13 protein-coding genes are annotated in these 17,064 nt (G+C 71.7%); 10 read left to right on the top strand and 3 right to left on the bottom strand.

What is annotated here, in order from left to right:
- Positions 1 to 241: 241 nt before the first annotated feature.
- The 4 genes from IE269_RS37070 (at position 242) to IE269_RS37085 (ending at position 4,295) form a co-directional block, all read left to right on the top strand.
- Positions 242 to 748, top strand: coding sequence for a cysteine dioxygenase (locus tag IE269_RS37070; RefSeq protein WP_189827712.1), 507 nt, complete (start codon positions 242 to 244; stop codon positions 746 to 748).
- 91 nt (positions 749 to 839) lie between these two features.
- A complete protein-coding gene (gene cofD / locus IE269_RS37075) occupies positions 840 to 1,796 on the top strand; it encodes a 2-phospho-L-lactate transferase (protein WP_189827713.1) in 957 nt (318 codons plus the stop codon).
- Positions 1,793 to 3,115 (top strand): coenzyme F420-0:L-glutamate ligase, encoded by a 1,323-nt coding sequence (locus IE269_RS37080; RefSeq protein ID WP_189827714.1) that lies wholly within the window; start codon positions 1,793 to 1,795, stop codon positions 3,113 to 3,115. The genes cofD and IE269_RS37080 overlap by 4 nt, the downstream gene beginning before the upstream one ends.
- Before the next feature lie 469 nt (positions 3,116 to 3,584).
- The gene (locus IE269_RS37085) at positions 3,585 to 4,295 is read left to right on the top strand and encodes a DNA-3-methyladenine glycosylase family protein (RefSeq protein ID WP_438817674.1); all 711 of its coding nucleotides are present in this window, start codon (positions 3,585 to 3,587) and stop codon (positions 4,293 to 4,295) included.
- Here the strand turns inward: IE269_RS37085 and manB are convergent, their stop codons facing one another.
- A complete protein-coding gene (gene manB, locus IE269_RS37090) occupies positions 4,296 to 5,378 on the bottom strand; it encodes a mannose-1-phosphate guanylyltransferase (RefSeq protein ID WP_189827716.1) in 1,083 nt (360 codons plus the stop codon).
- Between the two features lie 119 nt (positions 5,379 to 5,497).
- A complete protein-coding gene (locus IE269_RS37095) occupies positions 5,498 to 6,754 on the bottom strand; it encodes a peptidoglycan recognition protein family protein (protein WP_189827717.1) in 1,257 nt (418 codons plus the stop codon).
- A 138-nt stretch (positions 6,755 to 6,892) separates the two neighbouring features.
- Here IE269_RS37095 and IE269_RS37100 point away from each other — a divergent pair, with 138 nt between their 5' ends.
- From IE269_RS37100 to IE269_RS37120, 5 genes are all read left to right on the top strand, one after another.
- A complete protein-coding gene (locus tag IE269_RS37100; RefSeq protein WP_189827718.1) occupies positions 6,893 to 7,648 on the top strand; it encodes a TIGR03089 family protein in 756 nt (251 codons plus the stop codon).
- Between the two features lie 188 nt (positions 7,649 to 7,836).
- Positions 7,837 to 9,438 carry an LCP family protein gene (locus IE269_RS37105; RefSeq protein WP_438817673.1) on the top strand — a complete coding sequence of 534 codons (1,602 nt, stop codon included), beginning with the start codon at positions 7,837 to 7,839 and terminating at the stop codon, positions 9,436 to 9,438.
- A 228-nt stretch (positions 9,439 to 9,666) separates the two neighbouring features.
- Positions 9,667 to 11,436 carry an LCP family protein gene (locus IE269_RS37110; protein WP_189827720.1) on the top strand — a complete coding sequence of 590 codons (1,770 nt, stop codon included), beginning with the start codon at positions 9,667 to 9,669 and terminating at the stop codon, positions 11,434 to 11,436.
- Between the two features lie 94 nt (positions 11,437 to 11,530).
- Positions 11,531 to 13,216, top strand: coding sequence for an LCP family protein (locus IE269_RS37115; RefSeq protein WP_189827721.1), 1,686 nt, complete (start codon positions 11,531 to 11,533; stop codon positions 13,214 to 13,216).
- 204 nt (positions 13,217 to 13,420) lie between these two features.
- Positions 13,421 to 14,881 carry an LCP family protein gene (locus IE269_RS37120; protein ID WP_229898545.1) on the top strand — a complete coding sequence of 487 codons (1,461 nt, stop codon included), beginning with the start codon at positions 13,421 to 13,423 and terminating at the stop codon, positions 14,879 to 14,881.
- Positions 14,882 to 14,921: 40 nt separating this feature from the next.
- On the opposite strand, the gene IE269_RS37125 is transcribed toward IE269_RS37120, so the two are convergent.
- Positions 14,922 to 15,470 carry an acyl-CoA thioesterase gene (locus tag IE269_RS37125; protein ID WP_189827722.1) on the bottom strand — a complete coding sequence of 183 codons (549 nt, stop codon included), beginning with the start codon at positions 15,468 to 15,470 and terminating at the stop codon, positions 14,922 to 14,924.
- Between the two features lie 107 nt (positions 15,471 to 15,577).
- Between IE269_RS37125 and IE269_RS37130 the strand changes: the two genes are divergently transcribed.
- On the top strand, positions 15,578 to 16,873 hold the full coding sequence (locus tag IE269_RS37130) for an LCP family protein (RefSeq protein WP_189827723.1): 1,296 nt from the start codon (positions 15,578 to 15,580) through the stop codon (positions 16,871 to 16,873).
- Positions 16,874 to 17,064 lie beyond the last annotated feature (191 nt).

Below are 17,064 nucleotides of genomic sequence, written 5' to 3' on the forward strand. Positions count from 1 at the left end.
CGTGACCCACACTCGTGTGGTCCGCAGTGCTGCCCCTGCTCGCTGTCACTGTTGCTGTCACAGCTGTTGAAGCCACCCGCGCTCCAGCTCTGAAGCCCTGCCGCCGAGGCATTTCGCGCTCCGGCTCCGGCCTGCCGCACACCCCACCCCGTGTGCGCCGCGTCCCGCTCGCACCCCACGCATCCGGTGCGGCACCCGTTCTGCGACACCCCAGCACTGACTGCCGAGGAACCCCCGCACCATGAACAGCGACAGCGACCTCCAGATCGCCGGCGATCTCCTTGAGGTTTTGCACCTCCTGGCCCCCGCCCGCGAGCACCCTGCCACCGTGGCCGAGTTCGCGGGCCTGGCCCGCTCCATCGCCGCCGACCGCTCCCAGTGGGCGCACCTGGTGCGGTACGACGCCACCACCCGCTGGTACCACCGGCTGCGCACCGGGCCCGGTTACGAGGTGTGGCTCCTGAGCTGGGTGCCCGGTCAGGGCAGCGGGGCACACGACCACGGGGCCTCCTCGGGCGTCCTCACCGTCCTGGAGGGCGAGCTCACCGAGCGCGGCGACAGGGGCACGCGGACGCTGGGCACGGGCGCGCAGTACGTGTCCGTACCCGGCCACGTCCACGAGGTCGTCAACGACTCCCTGGAACCGGCGGTCAGCCTGCACGTCTATTTCCCCGGGCTCACCGAGATGCCGATGTACGGAGCGGCTTCCGGGAAGACTTCCGCGCGGGACGCCGTGCAGCTTCCGTAACCGGCCTTCCGTATCCGGCCTTCCGTGACCGGCCGACGGGATGCCGTAACCGCCCGACGGGATGTCAGTACCGCCTGACAGACTGCTGTCCATGCGCATTGTGGTTCTTGCAGGCGGTATCGGCGGTGCTCGTTTTCTTCGCGGCCTCAAAGAGGCGGCGCCGGAGGCGGACATCACCGTCATCGGCAATACCGGTGACGACATTCATCTGTTCGGGCTGAAGGTCTGCCCCGACCTCGACACGGTGATGTACACGCTCGGCGGCGGCATCAACGAGGAACAGGGCTGGGGGCGGGCGGAGGAGACCTTCCACGTGAAGGCCGAACTCGCCGCGTACGGCGTGGGCCCCGAATGGTTCGGGCTCGGCGACCGCGACTTCGCGACGCACATCGTGCGCACCCAGATGCTGGGCGCCGGCTATCCGCTCAGCGCGGTCACCGAAGCACTGTGCGAGAGGTGGCAGCCGGGCGTACGGCTGATCCCGATGTCCGACGACCGCGTGGAGACGCACGTGGCGATCGAGGCGGACGGCGAGCGCAAGGCGGTGCACTTCCAGGAGTACTGGGTGAAGCTGCGCGCCTCCGTGGACGCGCAGGCCATCGTGCCGGTCGGCGCCGAGCAGGCCAAGCCCGCGCCCGGTGTGCTGGAGGCCATCGCCTCCGCCGACGTGATCCTCTTCCCGCCGTCCAACCCGGTGGTCAGCGTCGGCACGATCCTCGCCGTCCCCGGCATCCGCGAGGCCATCGCGGAGGCGGGCGTTCCGGTGGTCGGCCTCTCCCCCATCGTCGGCGACGCCCCGGTGCGCGGCATGGCCGACAAGGTGCTCGCGGCGGTCGGCGTGGAGTCGACGGCGGCTGCGGTGGCGCAGCACTACGGGTCGGGGCTGCTCGACGGCTGGCTCGTCGACACCGTCGACGCGCACACCGTGCAGGCCGTCGAGGACGCGGGCATCCGCTGCCGTGCCGTACCGCTGATGATGACCGACCTCGCCGCGACCGCCGCGATGGCGAGCGCCGCGCTGGAGCTGGCCGAGGAGGTACGGGCATGAGCGACGCCGGTACGGGCACGGGCGCGCCGGAGTACCGCGTGTGGGCGGTGCCGGGCCTGCCGGAGGTCCGCGAGGGCGACGACCTCGCGAAGCTGATCGTGGGCGCGGAGCCGCAGCTGGCCGACGGCGACGTCCTGCTGGTCACGTCGAAGATCGTCAGCAAGGCGGAGGGGCGGATCCTGGCCGCCGACTCGCGCGAGGACGCCATCGAGGCGGAGACGGTACGGGTGGTGGCGCGGCGCGGGACGCTGCGGATCGTGGAGAACCGGCAGGGGCTGATCATGGCCGCGGCCGGTGTCGACGCCTCGAACACCCCGGCCGGGACGGTGCTGCTGCTGCCCGAGGACCCCGACGCCTCGGCGCGGGCGATCCGCGACGGTGTGCGGGACGCGCTGGGCGTCGAGGTCGGCGTCGTCGTCACCGACACCTTCGGGCGACCCTGGCGCAGCGGGTTGACGGACGTGGCGATCGGGGCGGCCGGGGTGCGGGTGCTCGACGACCTGCGGGGCGGGACCGATGCGTACGGCAATCCGCTGAGCGCGACGATCGTGGCGACGGCCGACGAACTGGCGGCGGCGGGCGACCTGGTGAAGGGCAAGGCGGACGGGCTGCCGGTGGCGGTCGTGCGGGGGCTGGCGCATGTGGTCTCCGCCTCCGTGGAAGAGGGTGCGCGGGCGCTCGTACGGGGCGCGGCGGACGACATGTTCCGGCTGGGGACCTCGGAGGCGGTCCGGGAGGCGGTGACGCAGCGGCGCACGGTGCGGGAGTTCACCGACGATCCGGTGGATCCCGGGGCGGTGCGGCGGGCGGTCGCGGCGGCGGTGACGGCGCCGGCGCCGCACCACACGACGCCGTGGCGGTTCGTGCTGCTGGAGTCGGAGGCGGCGCGGGTGCGGCTGCTCGACGCGATGAAGGACGCGTGGATCGCGGATCTGCGGGCGGACGGGAAGTCCGAGGAGTCCATCGCGAAGCGGGTGCGGCGGGGGGAGGTCCTGCGGAGGGCCCCGTACCTGGTGGTGCCGTGTCTGGTGATGGACGGGGCCCATGACTACGGGCACGCCCGGCGGGATGCTGCGGAGCGGGAGATGTTCGTGGTGGCCATGGGGGCCGGGGTGCAGAACTTCCTGGTGGCGTTGGCCGGGGAGCGGCTGGGGTCGGCGTGGGTGTCCTCGACGATGTTCTGCCGGGAGGTGGTGCGGGACGTGCTGGGGCTGCCGGAGGGGTGGGATCCGATGGGGGCGGTCGCGGTGGGGCGGGCGGCGGGTGAGCCGGCGGCTCGGGCTCCGCGGGGGGTGGAGGGCTTCATCACCGTGCGGTGACCTTTTCCGGTACGGGGCGGGGATGGTGCCCGGAGGGCATCCATCCAGGGGCGCGGGGAACTGCGCGACCAGCCACGACGCACCCGCACGGGACCGGCGTCCCGGTGGCCGGTGTCGGGGGTGCGGGCAGGGGCCGGAACCGGGGCGGGCCCGGAGCGAGAGGGGCCGCCCCCTTGCCCGCCCGTTCCGCCCCCGGGGGGCGGCCCCGCCGCCCAAGGGGGCTGGGGGAAAGGGGGCGGGAATTTCCGCAGGCAAGAGGGACCCGTGATGCACCCCGTAGGGTCGATGTGTGGCAGGGAGATTTCAGCGGAGGGTCGTACTCGGGCCGTTGCGGCGGGGTGGGGCGGATCCCATGTACCGGGTGGCCCGGGACGGGGCCGTGTGGCGGGTGAGCCGGACGCCCGAGGGGCCCGGGACCTTGCGGGTGACCGAGGGCGGGGCACGCGCGTGGGGGCCCGGTGGGGAGTGGATGCTGCGGCAGTTGCCCGTGCTGCTCGGGGAGAGTGACGAGCCGGAGGCGTTCGTCGCACATCACCGGGTCGTGGCGCAGGCCCGGCACCGCCACCCCGAGCTGCGGCTGTGCCGGACCGGGCTGGTGCTGGAGTCGCTGATTCCGTCCGTGCTGGAGCAGAAGGTGACCACCACCGAGGCCTACCGGTCCTGGCGGCACCTGGTGCGGAAGTTCGGGGAGGCCGCTCCCGTACCGAGCGAGCCGGACTTCGAGGTGCCGGAGGGCCTTTACGTCATGCCGGACCCCCGCGGCTGGGCCCGTATCCCCTCCTGGGAGTGGCACCTGGCCAACGTCGACGCCAAGCGCGCCGACACCGTGGTCCGGGCGGCCCGCGTCGCGCCGCGCCTGGAGGAGGCCGCGTCGATGACGTACGAGCAGGCGAAGCGGAGGCTGGAGGCGGTGCCGGGGATCGGCCCGTGGACCTCCGCCGAGACCCTTCAGCGGAGCAACGGGGCACCGGACGCCCTGACCGTCGGGGACCTGCACCTGCCGGGGATCGTCGGCTACGCCCTGACCGGCCGGCGGGGTGCCACCGATGCCGACATGCTGGAGCTGCTCGCTCCCTACGCGGGCCAGCGGCACAGGGCCGCCCGGTACATCCTGCTCACCGGGCTGACCCCGCCCCGGCACGGCCCGCGCCGCGCCCCGGGCCGCATCTCGCACCTCTAGCTATTGGTCCGAGGAGAAGCGGACCGAGGCCGCCGGGAGCACCGCGTCGCACCAGATCCGTACGCCCTCGCGGAGTTCGTTGTCCGCGCCGACCTGCGCGCCGTCGCCGATGACCGCGCCCACCAGGTGCGTACGGGAACCGATGCGTGCGCCCGCGCCGACCAGGGAGTCCTGCACGACGGCGCCGGGCTCGATCACCGCGCCCGCCAGGACCGTCGAGCCCTCGACGCGCGCCCCTTCGCCGACGACCGCGTCCGCGCCGATGACCGTGCCCCCGGTGAGCTTGGCGTCGGCGGCGACGACCGCGCCCGGCATGACCAGGCGGTCGCCGCAGCGGCCCGGGACGGCCGGGGAGGGCGCGCGGCCCTGCACGAGGTCGGCGGAGCCGCGGACGAAGGCCTGGGGGGTGCCGAGGTCCAGCCAGTAGGTGGAGTCGACCATGCCCTGGAGGTGCGCCCCGTCGGCCAGCAGGTCGGGGAAGGTCTCGCGTTCGACGGAGACCGGGCGGCCGGTGGGGATGGTGTCGATGACCGAGCGGCGGAAGACGTAGGCGCCCGCGTTGATCTGGTCGGTGACGATCTCCTCCGGCGTCTGCGGCTTCTCCAGGAAGGCGGTGACGCGGCCGGTCGCGTCGGTGGGGACCAGGCCGAAGGCTCTGGGGTCCTCGACGCGGGTGAGGTGCAGGGAGACGTCCGCGCCGGAGGCGGAGTGGGTGTCGACCAGGGCTTCGATGTCGAGGCCGGTGAGGATGTCGCCGTTGAAGATGAGGACCGGCTCGTCGGGGCCCGAGTGCAGCCGGGAGGCGACGTTGCGGATGGCGCCGCCGGTGCCCAGCGGCTCGTCCTCGGTGACGTACTCCAGGTGCAGACCGAGCGCGCTGCCGTCGCCGAAGTGGGGTTCGAAGACCTCGGCGAGGTAGGAGGTGGCGAGCACGATGTGTTCGACTCCGGCGGCCCTGGCGCGGGCCAGCTGGTGGGTCAGGAAGGGCACCCCGGCCGCGGGGACCATGGGCTTGGGGGTGTTCACCGTGAGGGGTCGCAGCCGGGTTCCCTTGCCTCCGACCAGGAGGATCGCTTCAGTCACCTTGTCGTCTCTGCTTCCTGCTGGGGGCCGGGCCGGATGTGGCTGGCCAGTGTATGCAGACTGTTCGATACGTCCCGGTCAGCGCCCCGCGTGAAGCTGGCGTCGGTGTCGCGGTAGGGTCACCGCCCCTGGAAGCGGGCCGCGGTCCAGCGCGCGGTGCCGAGCTTCTGGTAGAGGCGGCCGCCGGGGCATTCGGTGGCGAAGCCGTCCCGGTGGCCCGAGATGACGTTCAGCCGGACCTTCTTCCCCTTCTGGTAGAGGTTGCCTCCCGCTGAGGTGAGGTAGGTGGTGCCCTTGGGGTTGGCGCCGTGCAGCCCGAGTTTCCAGGCGGTGAGCTTCGCGACGGCCTTCACCGCGGCGGCGGGCGGAGTGGAACTGCTGTACGTCCCGAGGACGGCGATGCCCATGCTGTCGGAGTTGAAACCGAGAGTGTGCGCCCCGAGGACCGGCTTGGCCACACCTCCGGCACGGCCTTCGTAGACATTGCCGCACTTGTCGACGGCGAAGTTGTAGCCGAAGTCCCGCCAGCCGCTGCTCTTGACGTGGTAGCGGTAGATACTGCGCAGGACGGAGCCCGACTGCGAACAGCTGTACCCATTTCCGGACGCGCTGTGATGGACGAAGGCGGCCCTGATCGTCTTGGTGTAGACGTTGCCCTTCTCCTTCAGCCGCTCGTCGGCGCCCCAGCCCTTGCGCAGGACGATGCGCGGGCGCGGTCCGATGCGCGGGCGCTGCACACCGGCTTCCGCTTCCGTTTCAGCCTGTTCCAGGTGGGCGGAGGCGGCGTCGGCCTCGGTCTCGGCGCGGGTCAGTTCGGGGAGTTCCAGGGCGGCGGAGGGTGCGCGGGAGCTGTCGCGGGGCGGTTCGGCGCCGGGGTCGACGAGGTCGAGGCGCAGTCCCTCGGGCAGCGGTCCGCCGGTGGGGCGGACGCGGGCCTGGACGGCGTCGGACGCGCCGACCCACAGGGGTGCGGTCGCGCCGTGCGTACGGTTCTCCCCCGCGCCCGGGTCGGCCGCGTCGGCGGAGTGCGTATCGAGGTCCTGCCAGCGCGACCAGTCACCGCCGGCCGCTGCTCTCGTACGGACCTGGACCTGCCCCTTCAGTACGGCACGGGGGTCGTCCCAGACCACGCCGACCAGCGAGAACGGGTCCACGTCACGGGGGTTGAGGCCGAGCGTGACCGCGCGCGGGACGGCCCGGTCGGTGCGTCCGGCGAGCGGGGTCAGCGGCAGGGAGACGGTCTTGCCGGGGAGGTCGGCAGACTGCGCGCCCGCCAACTGCCGCCGGTCGGCGGGGGCGTCGTCGGGGAGCACGAGCGGGAGCGCGAGGAGGGCCGCGCAGGTGACGCCGATGGAGGAAGCAAGGAGTGCACGCATGCAGCAGATAGTGGTCATACCGTCATAAATCTGTCCATCGGTGAAGTGACGGTCCGTGACGTTCCGTCCGCCGGACGGGTGGCCGGGCGCGGGCCGCCCCCGCCGCCCCGGCCGCGCCCGGCGACGTACGCTCGCCTGATGAACTCCACCGATCGCACCCCTGCCGACCTGCTGCGTTCCGCGCTCGCCACGGACCCGGGCCGTCCCCTCGTCACCTTCTACGACGACGCGACGGGCGAGCGCGTCGAACTGTCCGTGGCGACCTTCGCCAATTGGGTGGCCAAGACCGCCAACCTCCTCCAGGGCGACCTGTCCGCCGGGCCCGGCGACCGGCTCTCGCTGCACCTGCCCGCGCACTGGCAGAGTGCCGTGTGGCTGCTGGCCTGCGCCTCGGTGGGCGTCGAGGCGGACGTCGCGGGCGACCCGGCGGCGGCGGACGTCGTGGTCAGCGGCCCGGACGCGCTGGAGGCCGCGCGCGCGTGCAAGGGCGAGCGGGTGGCGCTGGCGCTGCGCCCGCTGGGCGGACGCTTCCCCGCCGCCCCGGAGGGCTTCGCGGACTACGCGGTCGAAGTCCCCTCCCAGGGCGACCGGTTCGTCCCCTTCGCACCCGTCGACCCGGACGAGACGGCCCTGTCCGTCGGGGGTACGTCGCTGAGTGCGGCCGAGGTGGTCGAGCGGGCCCGCGCGGACGCCCAGGCGCTGGGGCTCGGGCCGGGGTCGCGCGTGCTGTCGGGTCTGGCGTACGACACGTGGGAGGGGCTGTCCTCCGGTCTGTACGCGCCGCTGGCGTCCGGCGGCTCGGTCGTCCTGGTCCGCAACATCGGCGAACTGTCGGCGGAGTCGCTCGCGAAGCGCGTCGAGAGCGAGCGCGTCACGCACACGCGCGGGGCGTAGCGGGCGTACGTCCTCCGGTACGGGTTCGGGGGGCGGCCCATTCGGTGGACCGGGGCCCCGCTTCGCGGGCGCGCGACGGGGCACAGGACATGATCGATGGGACGCACAACCAAGCGCCGGGTTCAGCCGTCTACTCCTGCGATCGGCGGCCCAGCGTGCCGCCGACCCGTACGAGGATGGACGACGACGTGACCGACACCGCTGGCACGCCCCCCGAACCGGACCGGCCGGCGAAGGCCCCGGAACCCGGCCCCGGAGCAGGGCCACGCCCGGCGGACGGCACCACGCAGGCACCGGCACCGGACGCGGCGGACGCACCCGTACCGGACAGCACGCAAGCACCGGCACCGGACGCAGGACAGACACCCGCACCGGACGCGACGCAAGCACCAGCACCGGACGCAGCCGAAGCACCGGCACCGGACGCAGAACAGGCACCCGCGCCCGATGCCGCCGAAGCGCAGACACCCGCTGCCGCCGGTCCTGGTGCGGGCTCCGGGCCTGACGCCGTCGCCGCCCGGGAGGACGCCGTGCTGGCAGAAGCCCCCGCCGGGGTCGCGGTGGCGGCGGAGGCCGAGGGCGGTACCCCCGGTGCCCCGGCCCGCAAGAAGCGGCACTGGGTGCGGTGGCTCGCGGGCGGGGCGGCGGTCGTGGTGCTCGTCGCGGCCGGCACCGGCTGGTACTTCTACAAGAAGCTCGACGGCAACATCACCACCGACACCGGTGCCGCCGCCGAGCTCCGCGCCTGGGACAAGGAACGCCCCACCCAGGCCCCGGTGGCGCTCGACGCGCAGAACATCCTGCTGATCGGCTCCGACACCCGCGCGGGCGGCAATGAGAAGTACGGGCGGGACGAGGGCACCCAGCGCTCGGACACCACGATCCTGCTGCACCTGGCCGCCGACCGGAAGAGCGCCACCGGCGTCTCGCTGCCGCGCGACCTGATGGTGGACATCCCGAGCTGCACGAAGGCGGACGGCACCCGCACCCGGAAGATGTTCGCGCAGTTCAACTGGGCTTTCGAGATGGGCGGTACGGCCTGCACGATCCGTACCGTCGAGAAGCTGACCGGCATCCGCATCGACCACCACATGGTGGTGGACTTCGAGGGCTTCAAGCACATGGTGGACGCGGTCGACGGCGTCGACGTCTGTCTGAAGGAGCCGATCGACGACAAGGACGCGCACCTGAAGCTGGACGCCGGTCCGCAGACCCTAAACGGCGAGCAGGCGCTCGGTTATGTGCGCGCCCGCAAGTCCATCGGCGGCGGCAGCGACACCGAACGGATGGACCGCCAGCAGCAGTTCCTCGGCTCGCTCGTCAACAAGATGCAGAGCAACGGAGTCCTGCTGAACCCGACGAAGCTGTATCCGGTGCTGGACGCCGCGACGAAGGCGCTGACCACCGACCCGGGGCTGGACTCGCTGCGCGATCTGTACGACCTGGCGTCCAGCATGCGGGACGTGCCCTCGGAGCGGGTGCAGTTCCTGACCGTACCCAGACAGCCGTACCGCTACGACCGCAACCGGGACGAACTGATCGAGTCCAAGGCCGAGAAGCTCTTCAAGCAGTTGCGTGAGGACGCACCCGTCTCGGTGGCGCCCGCCAAGTCGCTGGAGAAGCAGGGGGGATCGGACGACGATCCCGTGACCACGCCCACGAGCGGGGGGCCGGTCGAACCCGGGAGCGACAACGACGGCGACGGAAAGCCCGACGACCCGGGCACGCCCAGCCCCACACCGACGCCGACCTTCGCCGGAACCAACGCCGCCAGAGGCATGTGCGAGTAAAGCGATTGCCAAGTCCCGGGCATCACCCGTTGCGCTTTGGGTGTATTGCCCGGTTGTAAGGGGCGTGGAATTTGTCACTGCCGTCGCTGGGCGCTGATCTGTCCAGATAGTGTGACGCGATCCAGTGCGACGAGCCGCTGCTCGGATCACGCACGCACGACTGGACCGAATGATGAGCCGCCTGGGGGGAGGCGCCTCGCGTGGGACCGACGGAGGACTCAGGCAACCGTGGACGCGCACAGCCGTGGGGCGGACGAGATCGACCCCGCCGACCAGTGGGTTCTCAACCCGCACACCGGCAACTACGAACTGCGACTGGACAATTCCGCAGGGTCCGCACAGGCAGGGTCCGCACCGGCAGGGTCCGCCCGCAATGCCGGGCAGCCGCAGGGCAGTCCGCGCGGCCAGGCCCCTCGCGGCCGCGGCGGCGAGGGTGCCCCGCGCCGTGACGTGCCCGCCCAGCGGAGCCGCGGTGGCGGTTCCCGCGGCAACACCCCGCGCGGCGACAACACGGCGCCGCAGGCGGGGCGTCGCAAGCGCAAGCAGCCGAAGAAGGGCAACAAGCGGGCGCTGAAGATCACCGGTGGTGTGGTCGGTTTTGTCCTGGTGGCGGGCTCGGCCGGTGCGTGGGCGCTGTACAACCACTTCAACGGCAACCTGAAGTCCGTGGAGGTCTCCGGCGGTTCGGGCGGCTTCAAGAAGGACCAGGCCATCAACATCCTGGTCATCGGCACCGACAAGCGCACCGGCGACGGGAATTCGGGCTACGGCGACAAGAACAGCCCCGGTCACGCCGACACCACGATCCTCTTCCACGTCTCCAAGGACCGGACGAACGCGACGGCGCTGTCCATCCCCCGCGACCTGAAGACGCGCATCCCGGACTGCCCGACCAAGCTGGACGACGGCTCCGAGAAGGTCGTCCCGGGCAGCACCTTCGAGCGGTTCAACACCAGCCTCGGCCAGTCCGACCGCGACCCCGGCTGCACGATGCGCACGGTCAAGGAGATCACCGGGCTGACCGTCGACCACTTCATGATGGTCGACTTCAACGCGGTGAAGTCGCTGACCACGGCGGTCGGCGGAGTGGACGTCTGTGTCGCCAAGGACGTCAACGACAAGAAGTCGCACCTCAAGCTCAGCAAGGGCAAGCACACGATCCAGGGCGAGCAGGCGCTGGCCTTCGTGCGCACCCGGGGCGCGTTCGGCACCGGTTCGGACCTCAGCCGCATCCAGACGCAGCAGCAGTTCCTGGGCGCGATGCTGCGGAAGATGAAGTCCAGCGAGACGCTCACCGACCTCGGCAAGCTGTACGACCTGGCGGACGCGGCGACCAAGGCGCTCACCGTCGACTCGGGCATCAACGGCCTCGGCAAGCTGAAGTCCCTGGCCACCGAGGTCGCCCAGGTCGACCCGAAGAACATCACCTTCACCACGCTGCCGGTGATCGACAACCCGGCCGAACCGCCGAACCAGCGGGCCACCGTGGTCGTCGACAAGCCGAAGGCCGAGGCCCTCTTCTCGATACTCCAGTCGGACACTTCCCTCACCGAGGTGAAGAAGAAGGAGAAGGCCGAGAAGAAGGACCAGCAGGCGGCCCTGCTCAAGGGCGAGAAGGCCGCCGCCGAGGACGTCCGCGTCGACATCTTCAACGGCAGCGGAACGGGCGGCGCCGCCCAGGAGACGCTGACCTGGCTCCAGGTGGAGAAGGGCATGAAGCTCGCCACCAACGGCGGCAACTCGCCGGACCCGGACACCGCGAAGACCGTGCTGACGTACGGCGAGAACCAGGCCGACCAGGCGCGCGCGCTCGCCGCGGTCATGGGCCTGCCCGGTTCGGCGCTCAAGCCGACCGGCGCACAGGCAGGGGCCCGCGAGCCGATGAAGCTGACGCTGGGCAAGGACTTCAGCGGGGCGGGCAAGCCGCTCGGCGGCCCGGCGAAGGCGCCCGAGGGCATCCAGCAGGCCAACGCCGGCAAGTCGGTGTGCGCCCAGTAGGACCGGCATGCCCGGCACTCGTGCCGGCGTACGCCCAAGGAACTCGCGCCGCCGGGTGCGAAACGGAAACTGAAGAGAAGTGGGTGGGGGCCCGGTGGGCAACAGCAGCGTGCATGGGGAGGGGACCCGGGCCCGCAACCTCGGCTGGGACGACAGTCTCTACGAGGGCGCGGACTCGGCAGCCCGGTCGTCCGAGGCGGCCGGCGGCGGCCACGGCGGCCGTCGTCGCGGCGGTTCGCGCCGCCGCAGACCCGAGGGCGGCCCCGGCAGGGGCAAACGGATCCTGCGCTGGGGGGCGATAGCCCTGGCCGTGCTGATCCTCGGCACGGCCGGCGCCGGGTACCTCTACTACCAGCACCTCAACAGCAACCTGCGCAGCAGCGCCCGCAGCAGCGGCAACGGCCCGGACAAGCCCAAGGCGAACGCCGCCGGGCAGACCCCGCTGAACATCCTGCTGATCGGCTCCGACGACCGTTCCAACCCGGAGAACGTGAAGCTCGGCGGCGGCAAGGACCTCACCAAGAACCCGCCGCTGGCCGACGTGCAGAAACTGCTGCATGTCTCCGCCGACCGCAAGCACGCCTCCGTGGTGAGCATCCCGCGCGACACCCGGGTGGACATCCCCGAGTGCAAGGACCCGAAGACCCAGAAGGTCTCCCCTCCGACGAATGGCATCATCAACAAGACGCTGGCGCTCGGCGGTCCGAGCTGTGTGCTGGACACCTGGCAGAAGCTCACCAACATCTACATCGACCACTGGCTGATGATCGACTTCGCCGGGGTGGTGGAGATGTCGGACGCCGTCGGCGGTGTCGAGGTCTGTCTCAACCAGGGCGTGTGGGACAGGCCGACGGCCATGGAGAAGGGCGGCTCGGGCCTCAAGCTGTCCAAGGGCCCGCACAAGATCCAGGGCGAACAGGCCCTCCAGTGGCTGCGCACCCGGCACGCGTTCGGGAGCGACAAGGGCCGCGCGAAGGCGCAGCACATGTACATGAACTCGATGATGCGCCAGCTCCAGGGCGAGGACGCCTTCACCAACGCCGGCCGGATCACCTCGCTCGCCGAGACCGCGACGAAGGCCCTCCAGGTCTCCGACGAGATCGGTTCGCCCAAGAAGCTCTTCGACCTGGCGATGGAGCTCAAGGACGTCCCCTCGGACAGCATCACCATGACCTCGCTGCCCACGATCGCGGACCCGAAGAACCCCAACGCCCACTACGTCGTCTCCGAGAAGGACGCCGACAAGGTCCTCAGGCTCCTCCAGGACGACATTCCGTTCGACAAGAACGGCGCCGCCAAGTCCGACGGCAAGAACGGCAAGAAGCCCGCCGAAAAGCCCGCGAAAAAGCCGTCCGCCGCCCCCGGCGAGCTGGCCGTCTCCGTGCAGAACGGCACCGGCAACGACACCCAGGGCCCCACCCCGGGCCGGGCGAAGGCCGTCGCACAGACCCTCGCCGACAAGGGCTACTCCCGTTCGGAGGCGAGCCGGGATCCCGTACGGTCCGAGCGGACGACGGTGAAGTTCCCGAGCGCCGAGCTGGAGGGTGACGCGCAGGCCGTCGCCAAGGCGCTGGGGCTGCCGGCCTCGGCGGTCAGCAAGTCCACGGACGTCTCGGGCGTGACCCTGGTGGTCGGCGCCGACTGGCGCACCGGCTCCTCCTACCCGAAGGCCGAGGTGCCGAAGGCGGGCGACGTCCCGGAGTCCGCGGAGGCGGTCAAGGGCGACGACAAGGGCTGCATGGACGTGTACGGCCCGTACAAGTGGAACGGCAAGGACTGATCCGTCGTACGTACGCGGAAGGCGGCCCGGCACCTCGTGTGCCGGGCCGTCGCGTTGGCGGGCCGTCGCGTCCACGGGCCGTCCCGTTACCGCGAACGGGGGACAGCCTCGCGCGGCGGCCGGTGAGGTCCGCCGGGCTGGAGATCGTATCGGCATACGGTGCGAGGCGATCCCCGTCCTGTGCCCTCAGCGGAGGTGTCCCCCGTGCCCGTGCCGCCCCGTCAGCCTGCCCGACGCCGCCCGCAGCACCCCCGCGACAAGCGCCGCAAGCAGGACGAGCGGCCGCACTGGGGACTGCGCGCGGCGACCACCCTGTCCGTGCTGGTGCTCGCCGCCGGCGGGATCGGGCACGCGATGGTGACCAGCATGAACACCGGGATCGACCGGGTCGACCCGTTCAAGGACATGAAGAACCGGCCCGAGGCGGAGCCGGGGCGCGGCATGAACATCCTCCTGGTCGGCACCGACGGCCGCGACAAAATCACCAAGGAGGAGAAGGAGAAGTACCGGCTCGGCGGCGCCCCCTGCCACTGCACCGACACGATCATGCTGGTGCACGTCTCCGAGGACCGGGACCGGGCGAGCGTCGTCAGCCTGCCGCGCGACAGCTACGCGGAGATGCCCGAGCACACGGACGAGACCACCGGCGACCACCACCGCTCCCACCCGGTCAAGATCAACGCGGCGTACGCGGAGGGCGGGCCGAGCCTGACCACGCGGACCGTCGAGCACATGACCGGCGTGAAGATCGACCACTACCTGGAGGTCGACTTCACCAGCTTCATGAAGACGGTGGACGTGCTCGGCGGCGTCGACATCTGCACCACGACCGCCCTGAAGGACAGCTACACGGGCCTGGACCTGACCCCGGGCACCCACCGGCTCGGCGGCGGCGAGGCCCTCCAGTACGTGCGCTCCCGGCACATCGACGGGGCCTCGGACCTGGGCCGGATGCAGCGCCAGCAGCGCTTCCTGGCCGCCTTCATCGCCAAGGCCACCGACGGCGGGGCGCTGCTCAACCCGGTGAAGTTCCGCGAGGTCGCCTCGACGCTGCTGGGCTCGGTGCGGGCCGACCAGGGCTTCGGGACGAAGGAGATGCTGGCGCTCGGGCAGGCGATGCGGGGCTTCACCCCGGCGTCCTCGGAGTTCACGTCGGTGCCGATCGGGGAGATGAGCTTCCCGGTGAAGGGCATCGGCTCGACCCTGAAATGGGACGACGCCAAGGCCAAGAAGCTCTTCCAGACGCTCCGGGAGGACCGGCCGCTGGGCATCCCGCGCCCCAAGAAGGACCGGGCGACCCCGGTGGACGTCTCCCCCGAGCAGATCCGGGTGCAGGTCGACAACGGGACGCGCACGGCGGGCCTGGGCCGACGGGTCGACGCCGCGCTGAAGGCCACCGGCTTCCGCACCACGGGCGCGCCCGGCAACGGGGTGCGCCGGGACCTGGCCCGCACCCTGGTGACGTACGACCCCCGCTGGGACCGCAGCGCCCAGTCCCTGGCGGCGGCCCTGCCGGGCTGCGAGCTGAGGCCGGTGCCGGGGCAGGGCGGGCTGATGCGGGTCACGGCGGGGGCGGACTACCGGGGGGTGACTCCGGTGCATGCGCAGGACGAGTACCAGGGCGAGTTCGGGGTGGTCACCGGGGACCAGGTGGTGTGCCCGTAGCGGCCGTGGGGCTGCGGGGCCTGCGTGAGGGCCCTGCGGCCTAGTCGTTGAGCCCCTCCGCCGCCCGCCGGTCCCGCAGCTCCTTGATCGCGCGGCGGCGGGCGAGGCGGTGGGTGCGCCGGATCTGCGCCTCCTGGTAGCGCCGCTTGTCGCGCTCCGTCTCGGGGACCACCGGCGGCACGGGGCGCGTCTTGCCGTCCGCGTCGACGGCGGCGAAGACCAGGTAGGCGGAGCCGACCTGCTGGGCGGGGGTGGACTCGTTCCACCGCTCGGCCAGGACCCGTACGCCTATCTCCATGGAGGAGCGGCCGGTCCAGTTGCACTGGGCCTTCACATGCACGAGGTCGCCGACCTGCACCGGCTCCAGGAAGACCATCTCGTCCATCGAGGCCGTGACGGCGGGCCCGCCGGAGTGGCGGCCGGCGACCGCGCCCGCCGCGTCGTCCACCAGCTTCATGATCACGCCGCCGTGCACCGTGCCCAGCAGATTCGTTTCCGCAGCGGTCATGATGTGGCTGAGGGTGGTGCGGGACGCGGAGGTGGGCTTGCCCGGAATGGGATCTTCCGGGGTCTGGGCCTGATCTGTCATGCCCTCTACTTTATGCGCGGGCTCATTGACACAGCTCTGCAACAGCCCTGCCCCGATTCCCCACCCGCCCTGTGAGCCTGCCGCCCCCTGCCCGCACACTTGTGGGCATGAGCGACTGGCCCAGTGCACGAAACGACGACCGCGACAACGGGTACGGCCGTGGCAGCGCGAGCGCGCAGCCCGAGGGCCCCCGGGTGATGCGGCATGTGCAGCGCGGCCAGGTCCCGCCCCCGGCGGGCCGCCGCCCCGCGCCGCCCGCCCCTGCCGTACCGCCGCAGCAGGCGCAGGGGTACGACGACTACGCGTATGGGCAGCAGGGGGGCCGGCGCGACGACGGCTACAACACCGGCCAGGTCTACGGCGGAGGCGGCGGCCGGGGCGGCAACGGCGGCGGCCCCGGTGCCACCCGTGGCCCGCGCCCCGCGCCGAACTGGGGCCGCCGGATCAAGATCGGCGCGATCACCGTGGTCTCCGTCGTCGCGATCACCTCGGTCGCCACCTACTTCTGGGCCGACTCCAAGGTCCGCCGCGAGGTCGACCTCTCCAAGGTCATCGACCGGCCGAAGGAGGGCGACTGCACGACGTACCTGGTGGTGGGCTCCGACAGCCGCGAGGGCATGACCGCCGAGGACAAGAAGCGCCTGCACACGGGCTCCGCCGAGGGCAAGCGCACCGACTCCATGATGATTCTGGCGTCGTGCAGCAGCGGCAACACGATGATCTCGCTGCCGCGCGACTCGGACGTGGAGATCCCGTCCTTCGTGGGCTCGGAGTCCGGCAAGCGCTTCGAGAACCAGCACAAGCGCACCAAGCTGAACGCCGCGTACGCCACCGACGGCCCCGAGCTCCTGGTCCGTACCGTCGAGCACAACACCGGCCTGCGCATCGACCACTACGCGGAGATCGGCTTCGCCGGCTTCGCGAACATCGTGGACGCGATGGGCGGCGTCGAGCTGGACATCCCCAAGGCCTTCAAGGACAAGAAGTCCGGCGCCGACTTCCAGGCGGGCAAGCAGACCCTCAACGGCGAGCAGTCCCTCGCCTACGTCCGCACCCGGTACGCCTTCGCCGAGGCGGACCTGGCGCGCACCAAGAACCAGCAGAAGTTCCTGGCCGCCCTCGCGAGCCAGGCGGCCTCGCCGGGCACGCTCCTGAACCCCTTCGCCCTCTACCCCACGCTCGGCGCGGGCCTGGACACGCTGATCGTGGACAAGGACATGGGCCTGTTCGACCTGGCCGGGATGTTCTTCGCGATGAAGGGCGTCAGCGGCGGCGAGGGCAAGTCCATGAACATGCCCAGCAGCGGCTTCCGCAACGGGAACGTCGTCTGGGACAAGGAGAAGATGCGCCAGCTGGTCAAGCAGATCCAGAACGACGAGAAGGTCACGGTCACCTCGAACTGACCGCACGCCGCTCCGGTACGGGGTGGAGGCGTCCCCGCGCGGGACGCCTCCACCCCGTTCGCGTACCCCCGAACGCCACACCCGCCGCGAACCCCCGGCGCTCCCGTGCCACGGTGGCCGTACCTGCCCGATCCGCCGTACCCACGGCCTGCGGCACCCGCCGTGTCCCGCCGTACCCGCCGTCGCCACTG

The organism is Streptomyces spiroverticillatus, assembly GCA_014650415.1.
Classification (GTDB): Bacteria; Actinomycetota; Actinomycetes; order Streptomycetales; family Streptomycetaceae; genus Streptomyces; species Streptomyces spiroverticillatus.